Here is an 18,486-nt window from a genome sequence, read left to right as displayed (position 1 = left end):
GGAAAGGACCTCATCCATGGCTTCGAACTGGCAGAAGCTCCCCAACCCGCCGCAGCTTCGCGAGTTCCCGTTCAACGTGTTCACTCGCTTCCTGGCCGGACGGGATATCCGCGCGACCGCCGAGCAGCGAGAAGCCTTCCGCCAGTACGCGCATGTTGGCGACCCGCTCGCTGACGCAGTGGTCGCGATGTTCGCGCGGTTCCCAGCAGGTCAGGGTCGCCGGATGTTCGAGGTGGCCCTGGAGTCCGGCATCGAATCGGTCGACAATCCCCCCGAGGAACTCGTTGCGTTCTTCGCACAGGTCGATGCCAGGCCGTATTGGCTCGACGACGCGAAGCTTGAACTGGCCGCGCGGGTCAGCATGCGCACCGGAGTCGTCGGCCTGGGCTTGGCGCTGCCCGGCCTTGCCCTGACCGGGGGCTATCTCTCATCCCGTGCCGATAAACCCCTGGTCGGTACCGGCAATCTGAATCTGCAAGCCGCAGCACCCCGTCGACTGCACGAGACCGCGCAATGGCTCATCGACGTCACCTCTCCCGGCGGACTCGAGCGATTCGCCACCGGTTTCAAGGGAGTTTCTCGCGTCCGCCTGATGCATGCGTTGGTTCGTGGCGCCATGAACCGGCGCGATGACTGGGACTACGAGAACTGGGACGCTCCGATCAACCAGATTCAGTTGGCGGGAACGCTGATGCTCTTCTCACTGGCCAACCTAGCCGGATGTCAGGCCATGGGCATGAGCTTCTCCGACACAGAGCGCGAGGCAGTCTTCCATTTCTGGCGATATGTGGGACAGCTCATGGGAATTCACCCCGAACTCGTCCCCACCAGCGAGGAGGACACCTGGCGGTTGTTCTGGCTGGAAGCCGATACCGAGTTCCTGCCCGACGAGGATTCGTACTCGCTGACGCAGGCGCTGCACGGCTCCACACAGGGCGAACCCGCGTTCATGCGGCTTTCCCGCGCGTACCTGTCGTCCTACAGCCGCCTCATCCTCGGGAAGACGCATGCCGATCACTTGGGGCTTATCGACAGCAAGTCCATGCAGGCCGCGGTCCTCGGGACGTCGGTGGTCAACTGGTTCTTCGAGCGCCGCAATGTGCTGCCCGGCATGACTCGTATCAGTGAGGAATTCGGTCACTTTGCACGACGTCAGATCGTCTCGCGCGGCATGGCGCAGACCGGTGGCGATCGCACGTACCGGCAGCACGACAAGCTCGCGACGGCCAGCTAAGGAATCTCATATATTGAGACGATAGTTCAACAATTTGAGATGGATGTGGAACCATGACAGTCATGGTTCGTGTCGATGAGGTTGGTACAACACGCCGTTGGGCGATGCTGGCCATTGCCCTGGGGTCCACGGCGGGCGCGAATGTCTTCATCAACGGCGTGGCATTCCTCATACCGGCCCTGCACACCGAACGCGGTCTCGACCTCGCCAACGCGGGGCTGCTGTCGGCGATGCCCAGTTTCGGGATGGTGCTGACACTCATCGCGTGGGGTGCGCTCATCGACAGGTTCGGCGAACGCATCGCGTTGGTGAGCGGTCTGGCGCTGACGGCTCTGGCCGCATTCGCGGCGGCCGAGGCACCGTCGTTGGTGATCACCGGCGTCTTCCTTCTGTTGGGCGGAGCCGCTGCCGCAGCATGCAACTCGGCCAGCGGACGCGTGGTGGTGGGGTGGTTCCCGCCAAACCAGCGAGGCACAGTGATGGGCATCCGCCAGATGGCCCAACCGCTGGGGGTTGCCCTGGGCGCCCTGGTCATTCCCCGTATTGCCGAAGGCCACAGCGTAGCAACGGCATTGATCTTCCCGGCGGTCGTATGCGCGGTGTCCTCGGCGGTGTGCCTGGTGGGCATCATCGACCCGCCCCGTCCTCCCCGCGCAGAGGCTCCCGAGGAACACCTGGCCAACCCCTATCGCGGATCACGGGTGCTGTGGCTCATCCACGGCGTGTCGGTCCTGCTGGTGGTCCCCCAGGTGGTGGTGTGGACATTCACTCTGGTGTGGCTGGTGACCGATAGAGGCTGGAGCATCGGTGCCGCAAGCATCATGGTCACCGTCGCACAAGTCGTCGGCGCGCTCGGCCGGGTGGTGGCCGGAATGTGGTCCGACCGTTGGGGTTCGCGCATGCGGCCGATCCGTCTCATCGCCCTTGCCGCGTCGGCGACCATGGCGTTACTGGCTGTCACCGATCAGCTGGACTGGTCTATCAGCGTCGTCGTCATGCTGGTGGCTTCGGTGATCACGGTGTCGGATAACGGCCTGGCCTACACGTCGATCGCGGAGATCGCCGGACCGTTCTGGAGCGGCCGGGCCCTGGGCGCGCAGAATACCGGCCAGCTGCTGGCCGCTGCGGTGTCACCACCAGTGTTCGGGGCGATCGCCACAGCGGCAGGTTTCTCGGCGGCGTTCGCCGTATGCGCGCTGTTCCCCTTAGCCGCTGTCGGTTTAGTGCCGGTGAAGCTGGAACGACGGCCGGAGTAACGCCGAGTGCGAGCCTGACGCGGTTTTCCGGCCGGATTTCCGCGTGAGGCTCGCACTCGTCAGGACTACAGGAAGCTGGCGATCCGATCGCCGGTGGCCGAGGTTGACAGCTTCGCCGCGCCCCGGGTGGCCAGGTGCTGTTCGACGGCCTTCTCCACGCGGGCCGCGGCCTCGGTCTCGCCCAGGTGATCCAGCAGCAGCGAGACCGAAACGACCGCAGCCGTAGGATCGGCGATCCCCTGGCCCGCGATATCGGGCGCACTGCCGTGCACGGGCTCGAACATGGACGGGTTCTTACCCGAACCGTCGATGTTTCCGCTTGCGGCCAAGCCGATTCCACCGGTGACCGCGGCCGTCAGATCGGTGATGATGTCACCGAACAGGTTGTCGGTGACGATGACGTCGAACCGGCCCGGGTCGGTCACCATGTGGATGGTGGCAGCGTCGATGTGCTGGTAGGACACCTGCACGTCTGGATGCTCGGCGGCGACCTCGTTGACCGTCCGCGTCCACAGCGAGCCGGCGTACTTGAGCACATTGTTCTTATGGACCAGCGTCAGGTTCTTGCTGCGGGCCTCGGCACGCTGGAACGCGTTGCGCACCACGCGCTCCACCCCAAACCGGGTGTTGAGGCTGACCTCGGTGGCGACCTCGTGCGGGGTCTCCACGCGGATGGCACCGCCGTTGCCGGTGTACGGCCCTTCAGTTCCCTCCCGCACCACGACGAGGTCGATGGCCGGGTTGCCGGCCAATGGTCCCGTCACACCCGGGTACAGCTTGGCCGGACGCAGGTTGATGTGATGATCGAGCGCGAATCTGGTGTGCAGCAACAGACCGCGCTCCAGCACTCCACTCTGAACTGAGGGATCGCCAATGGCGCCCAGCAGAATGGCGTCATGACCACGGAGCTCGTCGAGCACCGAATCCGGCATCAGCTCGCCGGTGGCCAGGTACCTGCGGGCACCCAGGTCGTACTCAGTCTTGTCGACGCCGGGCAGCACCGCATCGAGAATCTTGACGGCCTCGCTGATGACCTCGGGTCCGATGCCGTCGCCAGCGATGATCGCGAGTTTCGTCATGAAAGGTCAACCAGCTCAAGGGTTGTCGCGCCGACGGCGGCACGGATCTCGTCCAGCACGGCATCCGGGGCACTGCGGTCGATACGCAGGATGATGGTGGCCGCCTCTCCGGAGGCGTCCTGGCTCAGCTGCGCGGCCTGGATGTTGACATCGGCAGCGCCCAGCACGGTGCCGATCTTGCCGAGGGCACCGGGCACATCGGCGTAGTTGATGACGAGGTTCTCGCCCGCGGCACGCAGATCGAAGTTGCGGCCGTTGATCTGAACGATCTTCTGCACCTGCTGCGGGCCGGACAGGGTGCCGGCGACGTTGATCACCGAGCCGTCGGCGTAGACGGCGCGCACGTCGACCACGCTCCGGTGGTTGGGGCTCTCGGTGGCCGTGGTGATCTCGGCGCTCACTCCGCGCTCCTCGGCGATCGACGGAGCGTTCACGAAGGTCACCTGGTCCTCGATCACCGAGGAGAAGAGTCCACGCAGCGCCGAGAGCTTCAACACGGCAACGTCTTCGGAGGCCAGTTCGCCACGGACATCGACCGACAGCGACGTGGGCAGCTGCTCGGAGACGGCCCCGATGAGCACACCGAGCTTGCGTACAACCTCAAGCCACGGCGCGACCTCTTCGCTGACGACTCCCCCGCCTACATTGACGGCGTCGGGCACGAATTCGCCTGCCAGGGCCAACTTCACGCTTGCCGCCACATCGGTGCCGGCGCGGTCCTGGGCCTCGCTGGTCGAGGCGCCCAGGTGCGGGGTCACCACAACCTGGTCGAGCTCGAAAAGCGGGCTGTCGGTGCACGGCTCGGTGGAGAACACGTCAAGCCCGGCCCCACGGACGTGACCGCTGCGGATCGCGTCAGCCAGGGCGGCCTCGTCGATAAGCCCACCGCGTGCGGCGTTGACGATGATGACGCCCGGCTTGGTCTTGGCGAGCGCCTCCTTGCCGATGAGACCCGCGGTCTCCGGCGTCTTGGGCAAGTGCACCGAGATGAAATCTGCCCGACCCAAAAGTTCGTCGAGGGTCAGCAGCTCGATGCCGAGCTGGGCGGCGCGAGCAGCCGAGACGTAGGGGTCGTAGGCAACGATGTGCGTCCCGAACGCGGCGAGGCGCTGCGCGAACAGCTGGCCGATGCGGCCCAGGCCCACCACACCGACGGTCTTGCCGAAGATCTCTGTGCCGTTGAACGACGAGCGCTTCCAGGTGTGCGCCTTGAGCGAGGCGTCGGCGGCCGGGATCTGCCGCGCGGTGGACAGCAGCAGAGTGACGGCGTGCTCGGCAGCGCTGTGGATGTTCGAGGTGGGTGCGTTGACCACCAGGACACCGCGGGCGGTGGCTGCCTTGACGTCGACATTGTCGAGTCCGACGCCGGCGCGCGCGACGATCTTGAGCTTCGTTCCCGCGGCCAGTACCTCGGCATCCACCGTGGTGGCCGAGCGCACCAACAACGCATCGGCGTCGGGTACCGCGGCCAGCAGCGCGGGGCGATCGGGGCCGTCGACCCAGCGCACCTCCACACCATCACCAAGTGCTTCGACGGTCGACTGGGCAAGTTTGTCGGCAATCAGCACGACTGGACGTTCGCTCACGTCGTCATAGCCTAGTGTGCCGCCCGAAGCGGCGGACATCACAGTCGCCGACAACCGGGGTCCTGCCCCGGCACATCGAGTAGCGCACTACTCACGACCCAGGGCGCCCGTCCGGATGACGGTATGCGCATGACTGAAACACATGTACTACCTGTCAGCGGCCGGTACACGGTCCGCACTGGTGACACCCTGTGGAAACTATCCGAAATGTTCTATGGCGACGGACGCCGCTACCGCGTGATCGCGGTGGCCAACGACCTTTCCGATCCTGATCTCATCGAGGTCGGCCAGGAACTTGAAATCCCTTATGTCACGTACCGCTACCAGGTCAAAGCCGGTGACACCAAGGGGAAGATCGCAGAACACTTCTACGGCAGCTTTTCGATGAGCGGAGTGTTCGAGAGCCCCAGTGGCGTGTCGCAGCGCGACCTCATCGTCGGCGAATGGCTGCTGATGCCCGATCTCGCCAACGTGGGGCATCACACCGTGGTGTCGGGTGAGACGCTGCAGGTGCTCGCGGACCGGTGGTACGGCGACTGGACACTGTGGATAGTGATCGCGATCGCGAACCAGCTGAGCGGAGATGACCCGGAACCCGGCGCGGTGCTGATCCAGCCTCGGCTTAACCGCCGCCACACCGTTGTCGCCGGCGACACGCTCTGGAAGCTGGCGGGTCAGAACTATGGCGACTACGGCGACGAGCGGACACAGATCGCTGTCCAGATGGTGGCGGCGGCCAATCTAATCGAAGACCCCGACCACATCACGGTGGGACAGGTCATTTACTTCCCGTCGATCGACCTGGGTGGCTGATCACACCTCAGCCAGGTCTATCCCACGCGTCTCACGAACGGCCAGTAGTGCCACAAATGTCAGTACACCAGCGGCGGACAGGTACACGCCCACCCAGGCGACGCCGAAGTCGTGCACCAACCACGTCGCGATGAAGGGCGCGACGGCGGCGCCGATGATGGAGGCGAAGTTGTAGGCGATCCCCGACCCCGTGTAGCGCACATTCGTCGGAAACAGCTCGGGCAGCAGGGCACTCATCGGCCCAAAGGACAAGCCCATCAACGCCATTCCCAGGCTCAGGAACACCAGCATCGTGGCCTTGTCCACCGTCGCCGGGTCGAGAAACCAGCCGAACGAGAGCCCGAACGCGATGATTCCGGCAGTGAACGTCAGCAGCACCGGCCTGCGGCCAAATTTGTCCGCCAGCCGTCCGGATATCGGCACGCACGCCGCCAGGAACAGCACCGAAATCAGCTGCATCTGTAGGAAATCGACGTAACTGATCACGAGCTTGACCCCGGACTTGTCGACCACCTTCCCTGTTCCGTACGACGCCGCCCAGGTGGTGACGACGTAAAAGATTGTGTACGTGGCCAGCATGACGAAGGTGCCGATCACCAGCTGGCGCCACGAGGTCCGAACCACCTCGGCCAACGGTGCACGCACCTTCTTGCCCTCGGCAACCGCTTGGGTGAACACGGGTGTCTCGGTGAGTTTGAGCCGCACGTACAGACCGACGACCACGATGACGGCGCTGGCCAAAAACGGGACTCGCCAACCCCAGGACAAGAACGCATGGTTGGTCGCAGCCGTCTTAGCGTCGAAGCCCATGACGAGCATCAGCAGCAGGAAAGTGCCGTTGGCGAAGAAGAATCCGATCGGGGCGCCCAGCTGTGGCCACATCGCCGCCCAGCCCCGCTTCCCTTCCTCGGCGGTTTCGGTCGCCAGCAGCGCCGCACCCGACCACTCCCCTCCCAGTCCCAGCCCCTGACAAAAACGCAGCAGCGACAACATGGCCGGAGCCCAGTAGCCCACAGTCTCGAAGGTGGGTAGCAACCCAATCGCAAAGGTCGCGACTCCCATGGTCATCAGCGATCCGACAAGCGTGGCCTTGCGTCCGATCCGATCGCCAAAGTGTCCAAACAGCATGGATCCGACCGGGCGGGCGACGAAGGCCAACCCGAACGTCGCGAACGAGGACAGCAGCGCTGCGGTTTCATTTCCCTTGGGAAAGAACAACGTTGGGAACACCAGCACCGCTGCGGTGGCATAGATATAGAAGTCGAAGAACTCGATGCTCGTGCCCACCATGGAGGCAATGACGATTCGGCTGCGCGGGACCGCGGGCGCAGCGGGCACGGTCTCCGGTGTCAGGGCCACCGGCGGAGACTAACGCAGCGACTCGATTCTCGTGGCCAGCATGGCCGTCCATTCCCCGATGTAGTCCTCGTCGGCGATGGTGGCGGTCGGCGCCCGAAAAACCGTACTGGTCGCGCGCTTCCCCAAGAGTGCATTGACGCCCAGCGCCCCAATCGATTCCGCTTGCGCCTTGCCGATGTCCGGGGCCCAGCCATGCACCCAGTCGGTGAGCTCGGCGTAGAGGCCATCGAAGAGTGCGGCATAGGCGTTGTCGAGCCGGGCCAGGTGACCGGCCGGAACACTCGATGCGATCTGCAGCAGCTGCGACTCCTCATCGAGCACGGTCAGCAGGTAGCGACCCATCATCGTGAGTTCGTTACGCAGGTCGCCCAGTCCACCGAAAAGCGCGCGGATGTCACGCATTGCGCGACGGCGATCGAGCTGACGATCTACGCCCGCCTCCAGCAGCGCTTCTTTGGACTTGAAGTGGTGATAAAGCCCGCCCGATCCGGGAGTAAGACCGGCCGCCTTCTCAATCTGCGCGACGCTTGTCGCCTTGTACCCCTGCTCCCCAAAGAGCCTCATGGCCTCGGCGACCAGGCGTTCTTTTGTGGAAATCTCAACCATTGACGTCTCCCAAGTAATCACTTAGTGTCACTCAGTGATTACTTTAACAGCCGCTCTGGCTCACCGGTAGGAGGTAGTCATGACAGAAGACCTGGTGCCCCGAGGCCGCATCCGGCGCACTATGCCGCTGGCAGGATTCACTGCTCGTGCCGCGGGCGGACGACTGGTCGCAGGCTTGCGCGAGAAGGCCGGAGACACCGGCGCCGTGGACCGCTTCCATGAAAAGACCGCCGAGCGATACACCGAACTACTCGGGCACTCCAAGGGCGTTCTGATGAAGGCCGGCCAAATCTTCTCCACTCTCGATACGAGCCTCAGCGGCTCCTTGACTCCTTATGCGCGTGCCCTGACGAGGTTGCAGACGCAATCAGCGCCCATGGAGTCTCGCTTGGCCCGGCAGATACTCCAAGACGACCTGGGCCGCGACCTCGACGAGTTTTTCGCCGAGTTCGATGATGAGCCGATCTCCTCAGCCTCCATCGGCCAGGTCCATCAAGCGGTACTACACGACGGTCGCCGGGTCGCGGTAAAGATCCAGTATCCCGGTGTGGCACAGGCCATCAGGGATGACCTTGCAAATACCGAGCTGCTCGCCACGTTCCTGCGGGTGGCCCTGTCTGCGACCGGAATCTACAGCCAAGCCGATCTGCGGGGCATTGCCGCCGAGATCGCAGACCGGATCGGTGAAGAAATCGACTATCGCAATGAGGCCGCTAACATTCGGGCTTTCAGCGACCTCTACCGCGAGCACCCATTCATCCGGGTACCTGGGCTCGTCGATGAAGCATCCGGGGAGCGAGTGCTGACCATGACCTTCGTGGACGGAATCGGTTGGGATGAGGCGCACAATGCCGATCAAGAGCTGAAGGACACCTGGGCAGAAGCCTTATGGCGTTTTGTCTATGGATCCTTTCAGCACTCGTCGCTCTATCACGCCGACCCACATCCAGGTAACTATCGTTTTGGCTTAGATGGCAGTATCGGCGTCGTCGACTTCGGCTGTGTCAAAGAGTTTCCGGAATTCCGGCGATACGGCTGGACATTGATGGGTCAGGCGATGTTCAGTGGCGACAGACCAGGCCTTCGTCGGATGGCAGTCGAATACGGGGTGCTGCCTAATGATTCCACCGCTTCTGCCGACGAGACATACCGCTGGATAACCAACTTCAGTCCCGGGCTGTCCCTGACTCAACCCGTCAGATACACACCCGAGCTGATGCACGAATTTCTCGCCGCAGTCAACGTCTCCAACCCCGACGCTGGATCGCGCCATCTGACTATTCCGCCCGATATGTTCATGCTCAGCCGCATCACCATGGGTGTTACCTCCTCCATGACGAGACTCGGGGCGACGGTCAATCTGCGCGCGATCCTGTCGGACATGGCAGGTGTCGCCGAGCCGACCACCGCGCTCGGTGTGCGACATGTGGCCTGGGTACGTGAACGTGGACTGCCCTTCGGACTAGACCCTCGGCAACAACCAAAGATTGGTGTCCAGCTATGAGCGACAATCCCATTCCGCGCGGCCGAATCCGGCGCACCATGCCGCTGGCAGGCTTCACCGCCCGCGCCGCGGGCGGGCGACTCGTCGCGGGCTTGCGCGAGAAAGCCGGAGACACCGGCGCCGTCGAACGGTTCCACGAACGCACCGCCGAGCGCTACACCGAACTGCTCGGACACTCCAAGGGCGTCCTCATGAAGGCCGGCCAAATCTTCTCGGTCGCCGATATCGCATCCCACGGCTACAACCAACTCTCGCCGTATCAAAACGCCTTGACGCGACTGCAGGCTGACGCACCGCCCATGCATCCCTTGTTGGCGCGCCAAGCCCTCGAAGAAGATCTTGGGAGGTCCGTCGAGGAACTCTTCTCCGAATTCAGCGATGAACCGATGGCGGCGGCATCTATCGGCCAGGTGCATCGAGCGACCCTTCATGATGGCCGCCCGGTCGCCGTCAAGGTCCAATATCCCGGTGTGGCACAAGCCATCGAGCACGATCTATCGAACGCGGAGCTGATGGCCACTTTCCTGCGCTTCGCGACAGGTATCGCCGGGCCGCGGCCACAACTGGACCATCGCCTCATGGCCGACGAGGTGGCCGCACGCATATCCGAGGAGTTGGACTACCGGCACGAGGCCGCCAATATGAGGGCGTTCGCGGCCCTCTATGCGGACCATCCCTTTATCCGGATACCCGAGGTGATATCTGAAGCGTCCGGCAATCGGGTGGTCACCATGACCTACCTGGGCGGTCTGGATTGGGTGGCCGCACAACAGGCCGACCAGGACCTCAAAGACGTTTGGGTGGAGACGATCTGGCGTTTCAGCACCGGATCATTTCGGCACGCGAATCTGTTTCATGCCGACCCGCATCCGGGCAACTATCGATTCGGGATGGACGGTTCCGTCGGCTTCGTCGACTTCGGTTGCATCAAGGTGGTGCCCGAGCCCTTGCGCTATCGGCTCGTGCAGATGATTCGCGCGGCTGCCGAGGAACGGCGCGAAGACCTACGCCAGCTCATGGTCGATGCCGGATACTTCGCCGCCGACTCCCCGCTGTCGGCTCACGATGTCTTTCAGTGGCTCGGCGCAACCGTGCAGGACATCCGGGGCCCTCAGCCGGTGACATTTACCCGTCAGATATCGAACAGCGCCACCCGTTCCCTGCTGAACTTCCAGACGCTGCATCAGATGTCGATACCCAGCGACTTGATTTTCCTGGCCCGGATCAATCTGAACATCAGCGCCCTGTCGGCAACGCTGAACGCGACCGTGCACACCCGCGCGCTGCTCGACGATCTCGATGGCGTGGCCGAAGCCATTTCCCCGCTAGGTAAACAGCATGTCGGATGGGTCCGCGAGCGAGGCCTGCCCTTCGGATTGGATCACCATGACCACTGCTAACCCCATCGCTCCCCGGATTCCCTGGGATTCACGGGATCCCTACCCCTACTACGAAAACCTCCGAGCTCGCGGCGACGTGGTCTGGGACGAGAAAGCCGGCACCTGGGTGGTTCTGGGATATCACCCGGCCCGCGAGGTGCTGGGTGGCACCGGATGGTCGAGCGATCCCCTCGCCAGCCCGCAGATGCGGGCCTCGGCCCCCGAGTACCTCGACCTGTCCAACTTCGGCAGAAACATGCTCTTCGTCGACGGACCGGATCACACCGCGCTCAGGGGCGCCGTCCGCGACGTATTCACCCCGGGTTTCATCGCCGGTCTGCGCGAAGGCGTGCAATCCATCACCGCTCACGTCGTCGAATATCCGCTAGCTGGAGAAATTTTCGACTTCATGACCGATATCGCCCTACCGTTGCCGATCGCAATCATCGGCGAGTGGCTCGGCCTGGACGATGCGGCGTCAGCCGTCCTTCGCCAGGAGTCCCCGGTCATCATCCAGATGCTCGGGGCCTTCGCCGACGTCGAGACCGTCCTGGCCGGCACCTCCGCGGGCGCGACACTCGCTACCGAACTTCTGCCGCTGGCCGCAGACCGCCGCGTACACCCCGGAGACGACCTACTCAGTCTGATCGCATCCGATATCAACCTGTCGCTGGAAGACGTGGTCACCATGGCATTGATGATCGCCATCGCGGGTCATGAGACGACGGCTAATCTCTTGGGGGCAAGCATGCTTCGGCTGCTCACCGCGCGCGCCGACGGAACCCGGCTGGCCGATCACGTCGACCCCGATGACCCCGCGGTCATCACCGAACTTCTGCGACTCGACGGCCCGGTACAGGGCACCGCGCGCGTAGCGACCCGGGACCACAACCTGGCCGGGCACCTAATCCGGGAAGGCCAGACGGTCCTCATCGCGATTGCCGCCGCAAACCGCGATCCACAGGTGTTCACCGATCCCGCCGAGTTCCGGTTGGGCCGCAAGAACACCCCACCGCTGGCCTTTGGATACGGCGCGCATCACTGCCTGGGCTCGGCGCTGGCCAGGCTGGAGGCGACGGTGGCCATTCGCGAGATCCTGGCACGCAGACCCGAGGTGACTGGCCCCGTCGGCTGGAGGGACGCCCCCGCCATCCGGGGACCGCGCAGCATCCCCATGCGGTTCCATATCTAAGCACTGCAGCGCGATGTTTCGCGGGTGCGCCGAAAGGTATGGGCATATTGTGTTGAGATACTCGTCAAAGCGGTCCGCAGCGGGTTGTAGGCCAGCGTGTTGCGACTCATCTTCGCGGCGAATGACCTTGCTTTGACGAGGTTTCTGCCTATGCCTGCGCCGTTGTTGGAGATGAAGTTCGCGACACGAGCACTGCGGCAAGGTATTCGCACACCGTGGGGCGAACGGTGGCGTTGTCGAGCGCTGGCAGCATTTCCCATCGCGGCGGCACCGGGACGGGCGGTGGTGAGCCACTTTTCATGGTCATTGTCGCCCACCGTGCTGGGCGACAGTTTCGATGAGGGTATGCGGTCCATCGAAAAGCTGAGTCGGCAGCAGGCGCTGGCAGAGTTGGCCGTCTTCGGGCGCGGCCCCACCGAAGGTGCCGGTGCGCCACCTTATCTCCGGCACGCCATCGCCGGTGATCGCGAAGCCACTGTGGCATTGGGACGCATGACGAAAGGCGCCTACAGAGCGGTGCTGGAACCGTACTGGCCCGACATCCAGGCGAACCATCAGATTGAACTTGTCCGGCAGGGACGCGTGATGGCGCGCCACGGTGTGCGGGCCGCCCTCGGCAAGATTGTCCCCGGCGCACGATGGAATGGCGACTGCCTTGAGGTCGACAGTCCACAACGCACCACCATCGCGCTGCGTGGCCGTGGCATCGTGTTGACGCCCAGCATTTTCTGGGCGGGACCACCCCTGGTCGGTGAGCTCGGCGACCGTCCGGTGGTCCTGGCATACCCGGCACCCATCGATCTCACCCTTGGCATTGGCACCGAATCTGACTCGCTCGCAACGATACTCGGGTCGACCCGAGCGGCAGTACTGCGCGTGCTGAGTCAGGAGCACACCACCGGCGACATCGCCCGCGATCTCGGTATCAGCCCGGCGTCGGCCTCCGAGCACACCTCGGCATTGCGGCAGGCACGGTTGGTGCATAGCCGCCGCGATGGCAAAGCGGTCATTCACTGGGCCACCGCTTTGGGACTGGACCTGATCGGGGCGAACCGCCCGTAGCTGGACACCACCGGCGGAGATTGCAATGCAGCAGCCACTTCTATAACAGTTGCGCCCCTTACTGTTGACAACTGACGTTGTTAACGTCTCCAATAAGAGGAAGCGAACCGCTCCCTGGGAGGCAACGATGCCAAGCACAGCTACACACGCCACGACACCATCCTCGGCGGGTATGCCGCCTCGAGGTGATGCCAAAGCCCGGATTTGGCGGCGCGGTGATGGGCCAACCCCCGCCGGTCAACGCACCGGCCCCGACGGACACCCGGATTACGGCTATTTCGGCCCCGGCTCGGTGACCTGGAAGGTCTTTCTGCATCCCTCCGTGGCACCGATGATCGTCCTGGTGACGGCGCTCTTGGAGGGCAGTCATGAGGGATTGCAGGCCGTCGAGATCAACCACGATCCGGTGTTCACCAAGAGCAAGCGCAACCAGGTCGACTTCGATGACACCGTCAAACGCATTCAGCGCACGGCCGGAGTCCCGATACCGATCATCTTCGGCGACACCGCGAGCGCCGATGCCCTGGCCGCGCACCTGCGTCACTACCACCGCAACATGAAGGGTGTCATTCCCGGCACCGACCGGCCCTACGACGCGCAGGGGCCTGCACTGGTGCTCTTCGCGCACGTGACGATCATGCATGCGGCGCTACGTATCTACGAGAACACACCCGCGCCGGGGCGTCTTATCCCCCGGCGTCTTCCCAAAGCCGAACGCGACCAATTCTTCTCGGAAGTCAAGACATTCGCCGAGCTCATGGGAGCCGATCCGGACACCGTGCCGGTGACCTCCGAGGAGGTGGAGGCCTACTACGACTCCATCGAATCCGAATACCGGATGGTGAAAGGCTTTGTGCCGGGCGGCATGCGATTCGCCTTGTCGGTGATCAGAAACGCACGGGGCTTCGGCGGGCTGACGGCGGCGGCGGTTGCCGCGATCACCCTGGTCACCGCCGTACCCTCGGTAGCGGTGGTGCCGCCAAAGGTACGGCGCCATTTGGGGATTCCGCGAATCGCGGACCCGATGCTGGCGATGCTCCTGCGCCTTGCCCAGCCCGCCTTTGTACCGTTCACACTCGAGCCGCTGGCCCGCGAGATCTCCCGCCTGTTCATCGGTGACGACGGCATTACGTTGGGAGAGAACGCTCGCGAGCTTATGGAGCAGTCCGCCTAGGCCCTCACACTCGGAGCGCGGTGAACGGCGCGATCGGAATCAGCCTGATGGCAAACCAGGCCACGAATACCACCACGATGATCGTCGGCACCCATCCGTGCAACCATGGCGGATTCCAACCGGTCTCTCCTCGCCAGCGGCTACGCGTCCATGCGACAAAGCACACCGTGAGGAATCCCAAGGCCACCAACGCAACCGCGTTGTAGCGCAACGCACCGAGCACGTCGCCGTGCATCAATGAGTAGACCATCCGCAGACCGCCGCACGCGGGGCAGTCAAGGCCGGTGAGGGCCTTGAACGGACACACCGGAAGCACTCCCCCGGGTGTTGTCGGGTCTCCGAGCCAGATCGCCGCACAACCCGCGACCGCCACCGCACCCACAACGACGGGCGCGGCGAGTCGGGAGGCGACGGAGGTCGAACGGGAGGTGGTCATCGAGTTCCAGTATCCACCGAACCTCGGCATGACTACCGTCGCATACTCGATGGACACCATTCCTATTGAACGTCGACCGCGGAAAACGCAAAAGCCCCCGTCACTCCGAAGAGTGCGGGGGCCTTGCGGTAGCGGCTAGAGACTAGGCGGTTTCGGTGATCGGCCGATCGACCCAGCTCATCAGGTCGCGCAGCTTCTTGCCGGTGACCTCGATCGGGTGCTCGGCGTTCTCCTTGCGCAGGCCCTCGAGCTCCTTGTTGCCGCCCTCGACGTTCGCGACGAGGCGCTTGACGAAGGTGCCGTCCTGGATGTCCTTGAGGATGTCCTTCATCCGCTGCTTGGTGCCGGCGTCGATGACGCGCGGGCCCGACAGGTAGCCACCGAACTCCGCCGTGTCGGACACCGAGTAGTTCATGCGGGCGATGCCGCCCTCGTACATCAGGTCGACGATCAGCTTGAGCTCGTGCAGCACCTCGAAGTACGCCATCTCGGGGGCGTATCCGGCCTCGACCATGACATCGAACCCGGTCTTGACCAGTTCCTCGGTGCCACCGCAGAGCACGGCCTGCTCACCGAACAGGTCGGTCTCGGTCTCTTCCTTGAAGTCGGTCTTGATGACGCCGGCGCGGGTGCCACCGATGCCCTTGGCGTAGGACAGCGCGAGGGCCTGGCCCTCACCCTTCGGGTCCTGGTGCACGGCGATGAGCGCGGGAACACCCTTGCCATCGACGAACTGACGACGCACCAGGTGGCCGGGACCCTTCGGGGCGACCATGGCAACGGTGACGTTGGCCGGGGGCTTGATCAGACCGAAGTGGATGTTCAGGCCGTGCCCGAAGAACAGCGCGTCGCCGTCCTTGAGGTGCGGCTCGATCTCGTTCGTGAAGATCTGGGCCTGCGCGGTGTCGGGCGCGAGGATCATGATGACGTCGGCCCACTTGGCAACGGCTTCGGGGGTATCGACCTCGAGGCCCTGCTCGGTGACCTTCTCGCGCGACTTGGAGTCCTCGCGCAGACCGACCTTCACCTGGACGCCGGAGTCGCGCAGGCTCAGCGAGTGCGCGTGTCCCTGGCTGCCGTACCCGATGACGCCGACCTTGCGGCCCTGAATCAGGGTGAGGTCCGCATCATCGTCGTAGAACATCTCAACTGCCACAGTTCTTTTCCCTTCTTACTTCTTCTTCTGATGTCTTTATGATTTCTACTTCGCGGCGGCGATGGACCGCGGGCCACGCGACAGCGCGACCACGCCGGATTGCACGATCTCCCGAATACCGTACGGGTCGAGCATCCGCAGCAGAGCATCCAGTTTGGACTGGGTGCCCGTCGCCTCGATGGTCACCGACTCCGGCGACACATCCACGACCTTGGCGCGGAACAGGTTCACCACTTCGATGACCTGCGCGCGCACCGTCGCATCGGCCCGCACCTTGACGAGCATCAGCTCGCGGGCGACCGAATTCTCCTCGTCCTGTTCGACGATCTTGATCACGTTGATGAGCTTGTTGAGCTGCTTGGTGACCTGCTCGAGCGGAAAATCGTCGACGGTGACGACGATTGTCATGCGCGAAATACCTTTGAGTTCGGTCGGGCCCACCGCCAGCGACGCGATGTTGAAGCCGCGCCGCGAGAACAGCGCCGAGACGCGGGCGAGTACACCGGGACGGTCCTCGACCAGAACGCTCAGGGTATGGGTGCTGGTCATCGTGACCCTTCCTGCTCCGCAGTTTCATCATCGTCGAACAGCGGCCGGATGCCCCGGGCCGCCTGGATCTCGTCATTGCTGGTGCCGGCCGCGACCATCGGCCACACCTGGGCGTCGGCACCGACGACGAAGTCGATGACCACCGGGCGATCATTGATGGCCCGCGCCTCTTCGATCACCTTGGCCACATCCTCTTCACGCTCGCAACGCAATCCGACGCAGCCGAGCGCCTCGGCCAGCTTCACGAAATCGGGGATGCGACGCGAGTGTGTCGCCAGGTCGGTCTGCGAGTAGCGCTGGTCGTAGAACAGGGTCTGCCACTGACGCACCATGCCCAGGTTGCCGTTGTTGATGAGCGCCACCTTGATGGGCACGCCCTCGATGGCACAGGTGGCCAGCTCCTGGTTGGTCATCTGGAAGCAGCCATCACCGTCGATGGCCCACACCTCGGCCTCCGGCCGCGCCATCTTGGCACCCATGGCCGCGGGCACCGCGAAGCCCATCGTGCCCAGGCCACCGGAGTTGAGCCAGGTACGCGGGTTCTCGTACTTGATGAACTGCGCGGCCCACATCTGGTGCTGCCCAACGCCTGCCACGTAGACCGCGTCGGGACCGGCGATCTTGCCCAGGGTTTCGATGACGAACTCCGGGCCCAGGCTGCCGTCGTGCTGTGCGTCGTAGCCCAGCGGGTAGGTCGAGCGGATACCCGAGAGGTACCCCCACCACTCGGACAGGTCGGTCGTCGCACCGGTGGCGCGATCATTCCGGATGGCCTCGGTCAGCTCGGCGATGACGTTCTTCACGTCCCCGACGATCGGCACATCGGCGTGGCGGTTCTTACCGATCTCGGCGGGGTCGATATCGGCATGAATCACCTTGGCGTCCGGCGCGAACGAGTCCAGCTGCCCGGTGACGCGGTCGTCGAAACGCGCGCCCAGGGTGATCAGCAGATCGCTGCGCTGCAGTGCAGCCACCGCGCCGACGGTGCCGTGCATCCCGGGCATACCCATGTGCAGCTCGTGGCTGTCGGGGAATGCACCGCGCGCCATAAGGGTGGTGACGACGGGGATGCCGGTCAATTCGGCCAATTCCTTGAGTTCCGGGGACGCGTCCGCACGGATGACACCGCCACCGACGTACAGCACCGGACGCTTGGCGGCGGCGATCAGCCGGACCGCCTCACGGACCTGCTTGCCATGCGGCTTGGTGACGGGCTTGTAGCCGGGCAGGTAGATCTGCGGCGGCCAGCTGAATGTCGTCTGCGCTTGCAGGACGTCCTTGGGGATATCCACGAGGACCGCGCCGGGACGACCGCTGAGGGCGATGTAGAAGGCCTCGGCCATGACCCGTGGGATCTCCTCGGCGTTGTTCACCAGGAAGTTGTGCTTGGTGATCGGCATGGTGATGCCGGAGATATCGGCTTCCTGGAAGGCGTCGGTGCCGATGAGGCCCCGCCCCACCTGCCCGGTGATCGCGACCACCGGGATGGAGTCCATCTGCGCATCGGCCAAGGGGGTGACCAAGTTGGTGGCACCCGGGCCGGAGGTCGCCATCATGACGCCGACCTTGCCGCTGGCGTGTGCGTACCCACTGGCCGCGTGCCCGCCACCCTGCTCGTGCCGCACCAGGACGTGCCGAACCTTGACCGAGTCGTACAGCGGGTCGTACACGGGCAGCACCGCACCACCGGGAATGCCGAAGATGACCTCGACGCCGAGCTCCTCAAGCGACCGCACTACCGACTGCGCGCCGGTGACGCGCTGGGGTGCGACGGTGTTCGATTCCGGAGCTGCCGCTGGGGTCAGCCCAGAAGCAGAAGCCGGCTTGGGCTTTGCAGGTGCGCTCATGGTGGTCTGTCCTCTTGTTGTGTCCGTACTGAAAACCTATGGCAACAAAAAACCCCCGCCAGCGGTCTGCTGTACGAGGGTTGCGCGTCGAGTGTGCGCGAGTTGCCTTGGACTCGGGCTACGCGTCGACGCGCATACCGATTACTACGAGCAAGGCGGGGTTGTTCACACCGCGTACGGTAGCCGTTTCTGGAGGTCCGAGTCAAATCCCTGCTAGAAGCGGCTTCGCCGAGCGTGAAGCCACGGCGAGTTCC

General features: G+C 64.0%; 16 protein-coding genes. 8 read left to right on the top strand and 8 right to left on the bottom strand.

Annotated features, from left to right (window positions below; translation table 11 throughout):
* Nucleotides 1–16 precede the first annotated feature (16 nt).
* Both B4383_RS00310 and B4383_RS00305 read left to right on the top strand, forming a co-directional pair.
* Nucleotides 17–1,234 (top strand): oxygenase MpaB family protein, encoded by a 1,218-nt coding sequence (locus B4383_RS00310; RefSeq protein ID WP_078287474.1) that lies wholly within the window; start codon nucleotides 17–19, stop codon nucleotides 1,232–1,234.
* 53 nt (nucleotides 1,235–1,287) lie between these two features.
* A complete protein-coding gene (locus tag B4383_RS00305) occupies nucleotides 1,288–2,490 on the top strand; it encodes an MFS transporter (protein WP_078287473.1) in 1,203 nt (400 codons plus the stop codon).
* A 65-nt stretch (nucleotides 2,491–2,555) separates the two neighbouring features.
* Here the strand turns inward: B4383_RS00305 and B4383_RS00300 are convergent, their stop codons facing one another.
* Both B4383_RS00300 and serA read right to left on the bottom strand, forming a co-directional pair.
* Nucleotides 2,556–3,569, bottom strand: coding sequence for a 3-isopropylmalate dehydrogenase (locus B4383_RS00300; protein WP_078287472.1), 1,014 nt, complete (start codon nucleotides 3,567–3,569; stop codon nucleotides 2,556–2,558).
* Complete coding sequence (gene serA, locus B4383_RS00295; protein ID WP_078287807.1) at nucleotides 3,566–5,194, bottom strand: phosphoglycerate dehydrogenase; 1,629 nt, start codon at nucleotides 5,192–5,194, stop codon at nucleotides 3,566–3,568. Before serA ends, B4383_RS00300 begins: the two co-directional genes overlap by 4 nt.
* A 90-nt stretch (nucleotides 5,195–5,284) precedes the next feature.
* Between serA and B4383_RS00290 the strand changes: the two genes are divergently transcribed.
* Nucleotides 5,285–5,968 (top strand): LysM peptidoglycan-binding domain-containing protein, encoded by a 684-nt coding sequence (locus tag B4383_RS00290; RefSeq protein WP_286143902.1) that lies wholly within the window; start codon nucleotides 5,285–5,287, stop codon nucleotides 5,966–5,968.
* On the opposite strand, the gene B4383_RS00285 is transcribed toward B4383_RS00290, so the two are convergent.
* Both B4383_RS00285 and B4383_RS00280 read right to left on the bottom strand, forming a co-directional pair.
* Entirely contained in the window at nucleotides 5,969–7,321 is a 1,353-nt protein-coding gene (locus B4383_RS00285; RefSeq protein ID WP_078287806.1) for an MFS transporter, read from the bottom strand. It lies immediately after the preceding gene.
* Between the two features lie 15 nt (nucleotides 7,322–7,336).
* Nucleotides 7,337–7,933, bottom strand: a complete 597-nt coding sequence (locus tag B4383_RS00280) for a TetR/AcrR family transcriptional regulator (protein WP_078287470.1) — start codon at nucleotides 7,931–7,933, stop codon at nucleotides 7,337–7,339.
* A gap of 79 nt (nucleotides 7,934–8,012) precedes the next feature.
* Here B4383_RS00280 and B4383_RS00275 point away from each other — a divergent pair, with 79 nt between their 5' ends.
* The 5 genes from B4383_RS00275 (at nucleotide 8,013) to B4383_RS00255 (ending at nucleotide 14,244) form a co-directional block, all read left to right on the top strand.
* The gene (locus B4383_RS00275; protein ID WP_078287469.1) at nucleotides 8,013–9,437 is read left to right on the top strand and encodes an AarF/ABC1/UbiB kinase family protein; all 1,425 of its coding nucleotides are present in this window, start codon (nucleotides 8,013–8,015) and stop codon (nucleotides 9,435–9,437) included.
* Nucleotides 9,434–10,837, top strand: a complete 1,404-nt coding sequence (locus B4383_RS00270) for an AarF/ABC1/UbiB kinase family protein (protein WP_078287468.1) — start codon at nucleotides 9,434–9,436, stop codon at nucleotides 10,835–10,837. Before B4383_RS00275 ends, B4383_RS00270 begins: the two co-directional genes overlap by 4 nt.
* On the top strand, nucleotides 10,824–12,008 hold the full coding sequence (locus B4383_RS00265) for a cytochrome P450 (RefSeq protein WP_078287467.1): 1,185 nt from the start codon (nucleotides 10,824–10,826) through the stop codon (nucleotides 12,006–12,008). Before B4383_RS00270 ends, B4383_RS00265 begins: the two co-directional genes overlap by 14 nt.
* 96 nt (nucleotides 12,009–12,104) lie before the next feature.
* Nucleotides 12,105–13,070 carry an ArsR family transcriptional regulator gene (locus B4383_RS00260; protein ID WP_078287466.1) on the top strand — a complete coding sequence of 322 codons (966 nt, stop codon included), beginning with the start codon at nucleotides 12,105–12,107 and terminating at the stop codon, nucleotides 13,068–13,070.
* Between the two features lie 127 nt (nucleotides 13,071–13,197).
* Nucleotides 13,198–14,244, top strand: coding sequence for an oxygenase MpaB family protein (locus tag B4383_RS00255; RefSeq protein WP_078287465.1), 1,047 nt, complete (start codon nucleotides 13,198–13,200; stop codon nucleotides 14,242–14,244).
* Between the two features lie 4 nt (nucleotides 14,245–14,248).
* On the opposite strand, the gene B4383_RS00250 is transcribed toward B4383_RS00255, so the two are convergent.
* The 4 genes from B4383_RS00250 to B4383_RS00235 form a co-directional block, all read right to left on the bottom strand.
* The gene (locus B4383_RS00250; protein ID WP_078287805.1) at nucleotides 14,249–14,680 is read right to left on the bottom strand and encodes a DUF2752 domain-containing protein; all 432 of its coding nucleotides are present in this window, start codon (nucleotides 14,678–14,680) and stop codon (nucleotides 14,249–14,251) included.
* A 142-nt stretch (nucleotides 14,681–14,822) separates the two neighbouring features.
* Nucleotides 14,823–15,824 (bottom strand): ketol-acid reductoisomerase, encoded by a 1,002-nt coding sequence (ilvC, locus tag B4383_RS00245; RefSeq protein ID WP_170914906.1) that lies wholly within the window; start codon nucleotides 15,822–15,824, stop codon nucleotides 14,823–14,825.
* Nucleotides 15,825–15,881: 57 nt separating this feature from the next.
* Nucleotides 15,882–16,385: an acetolactate synthase small subunit gene (ilvN, locus tag B4383_RS00240; RefSeq protein ID WP_078287463.1), complete on the bottom strand. Its 504-nt coding sequence runs from the start codon at nucleotides 16,383–16,385 to the stop codon at nucleotides 15,882–15,884.
* On the bottom strand, nucleotides 16,382–18,232 hold the full coding sequence (locus B4383_RS00235; RefSeq protein WP_078287462.1) for an acetolactate synthase large subunit: 1,851 nt from the start codon (nucleotides 18,230–18,232) through the stop codon (nucleotides 16,382–16,384). Before B4383_RS00235 ends, ilvN begins: the two co-directional genes overlap by 4 nt.
* Between the last annotated feature and the right edge of the window lie 254 nt (nucleotides 18,233–18,486).

Origin of the sequence: Mycobacterium sp. D16R24, assembly GCF_002013385.1 — a bacterium.
Classification (GTDB): Bacteria; Actinomycetota; Actinomycetes; order Mycobacteriales; family Mycobacteriaceae; genus Mycobacterium.
Note: the sequence above shows the minus strand (reverse complement) of the source record. Positions and strands in the feature narration are given on the sequence as shown.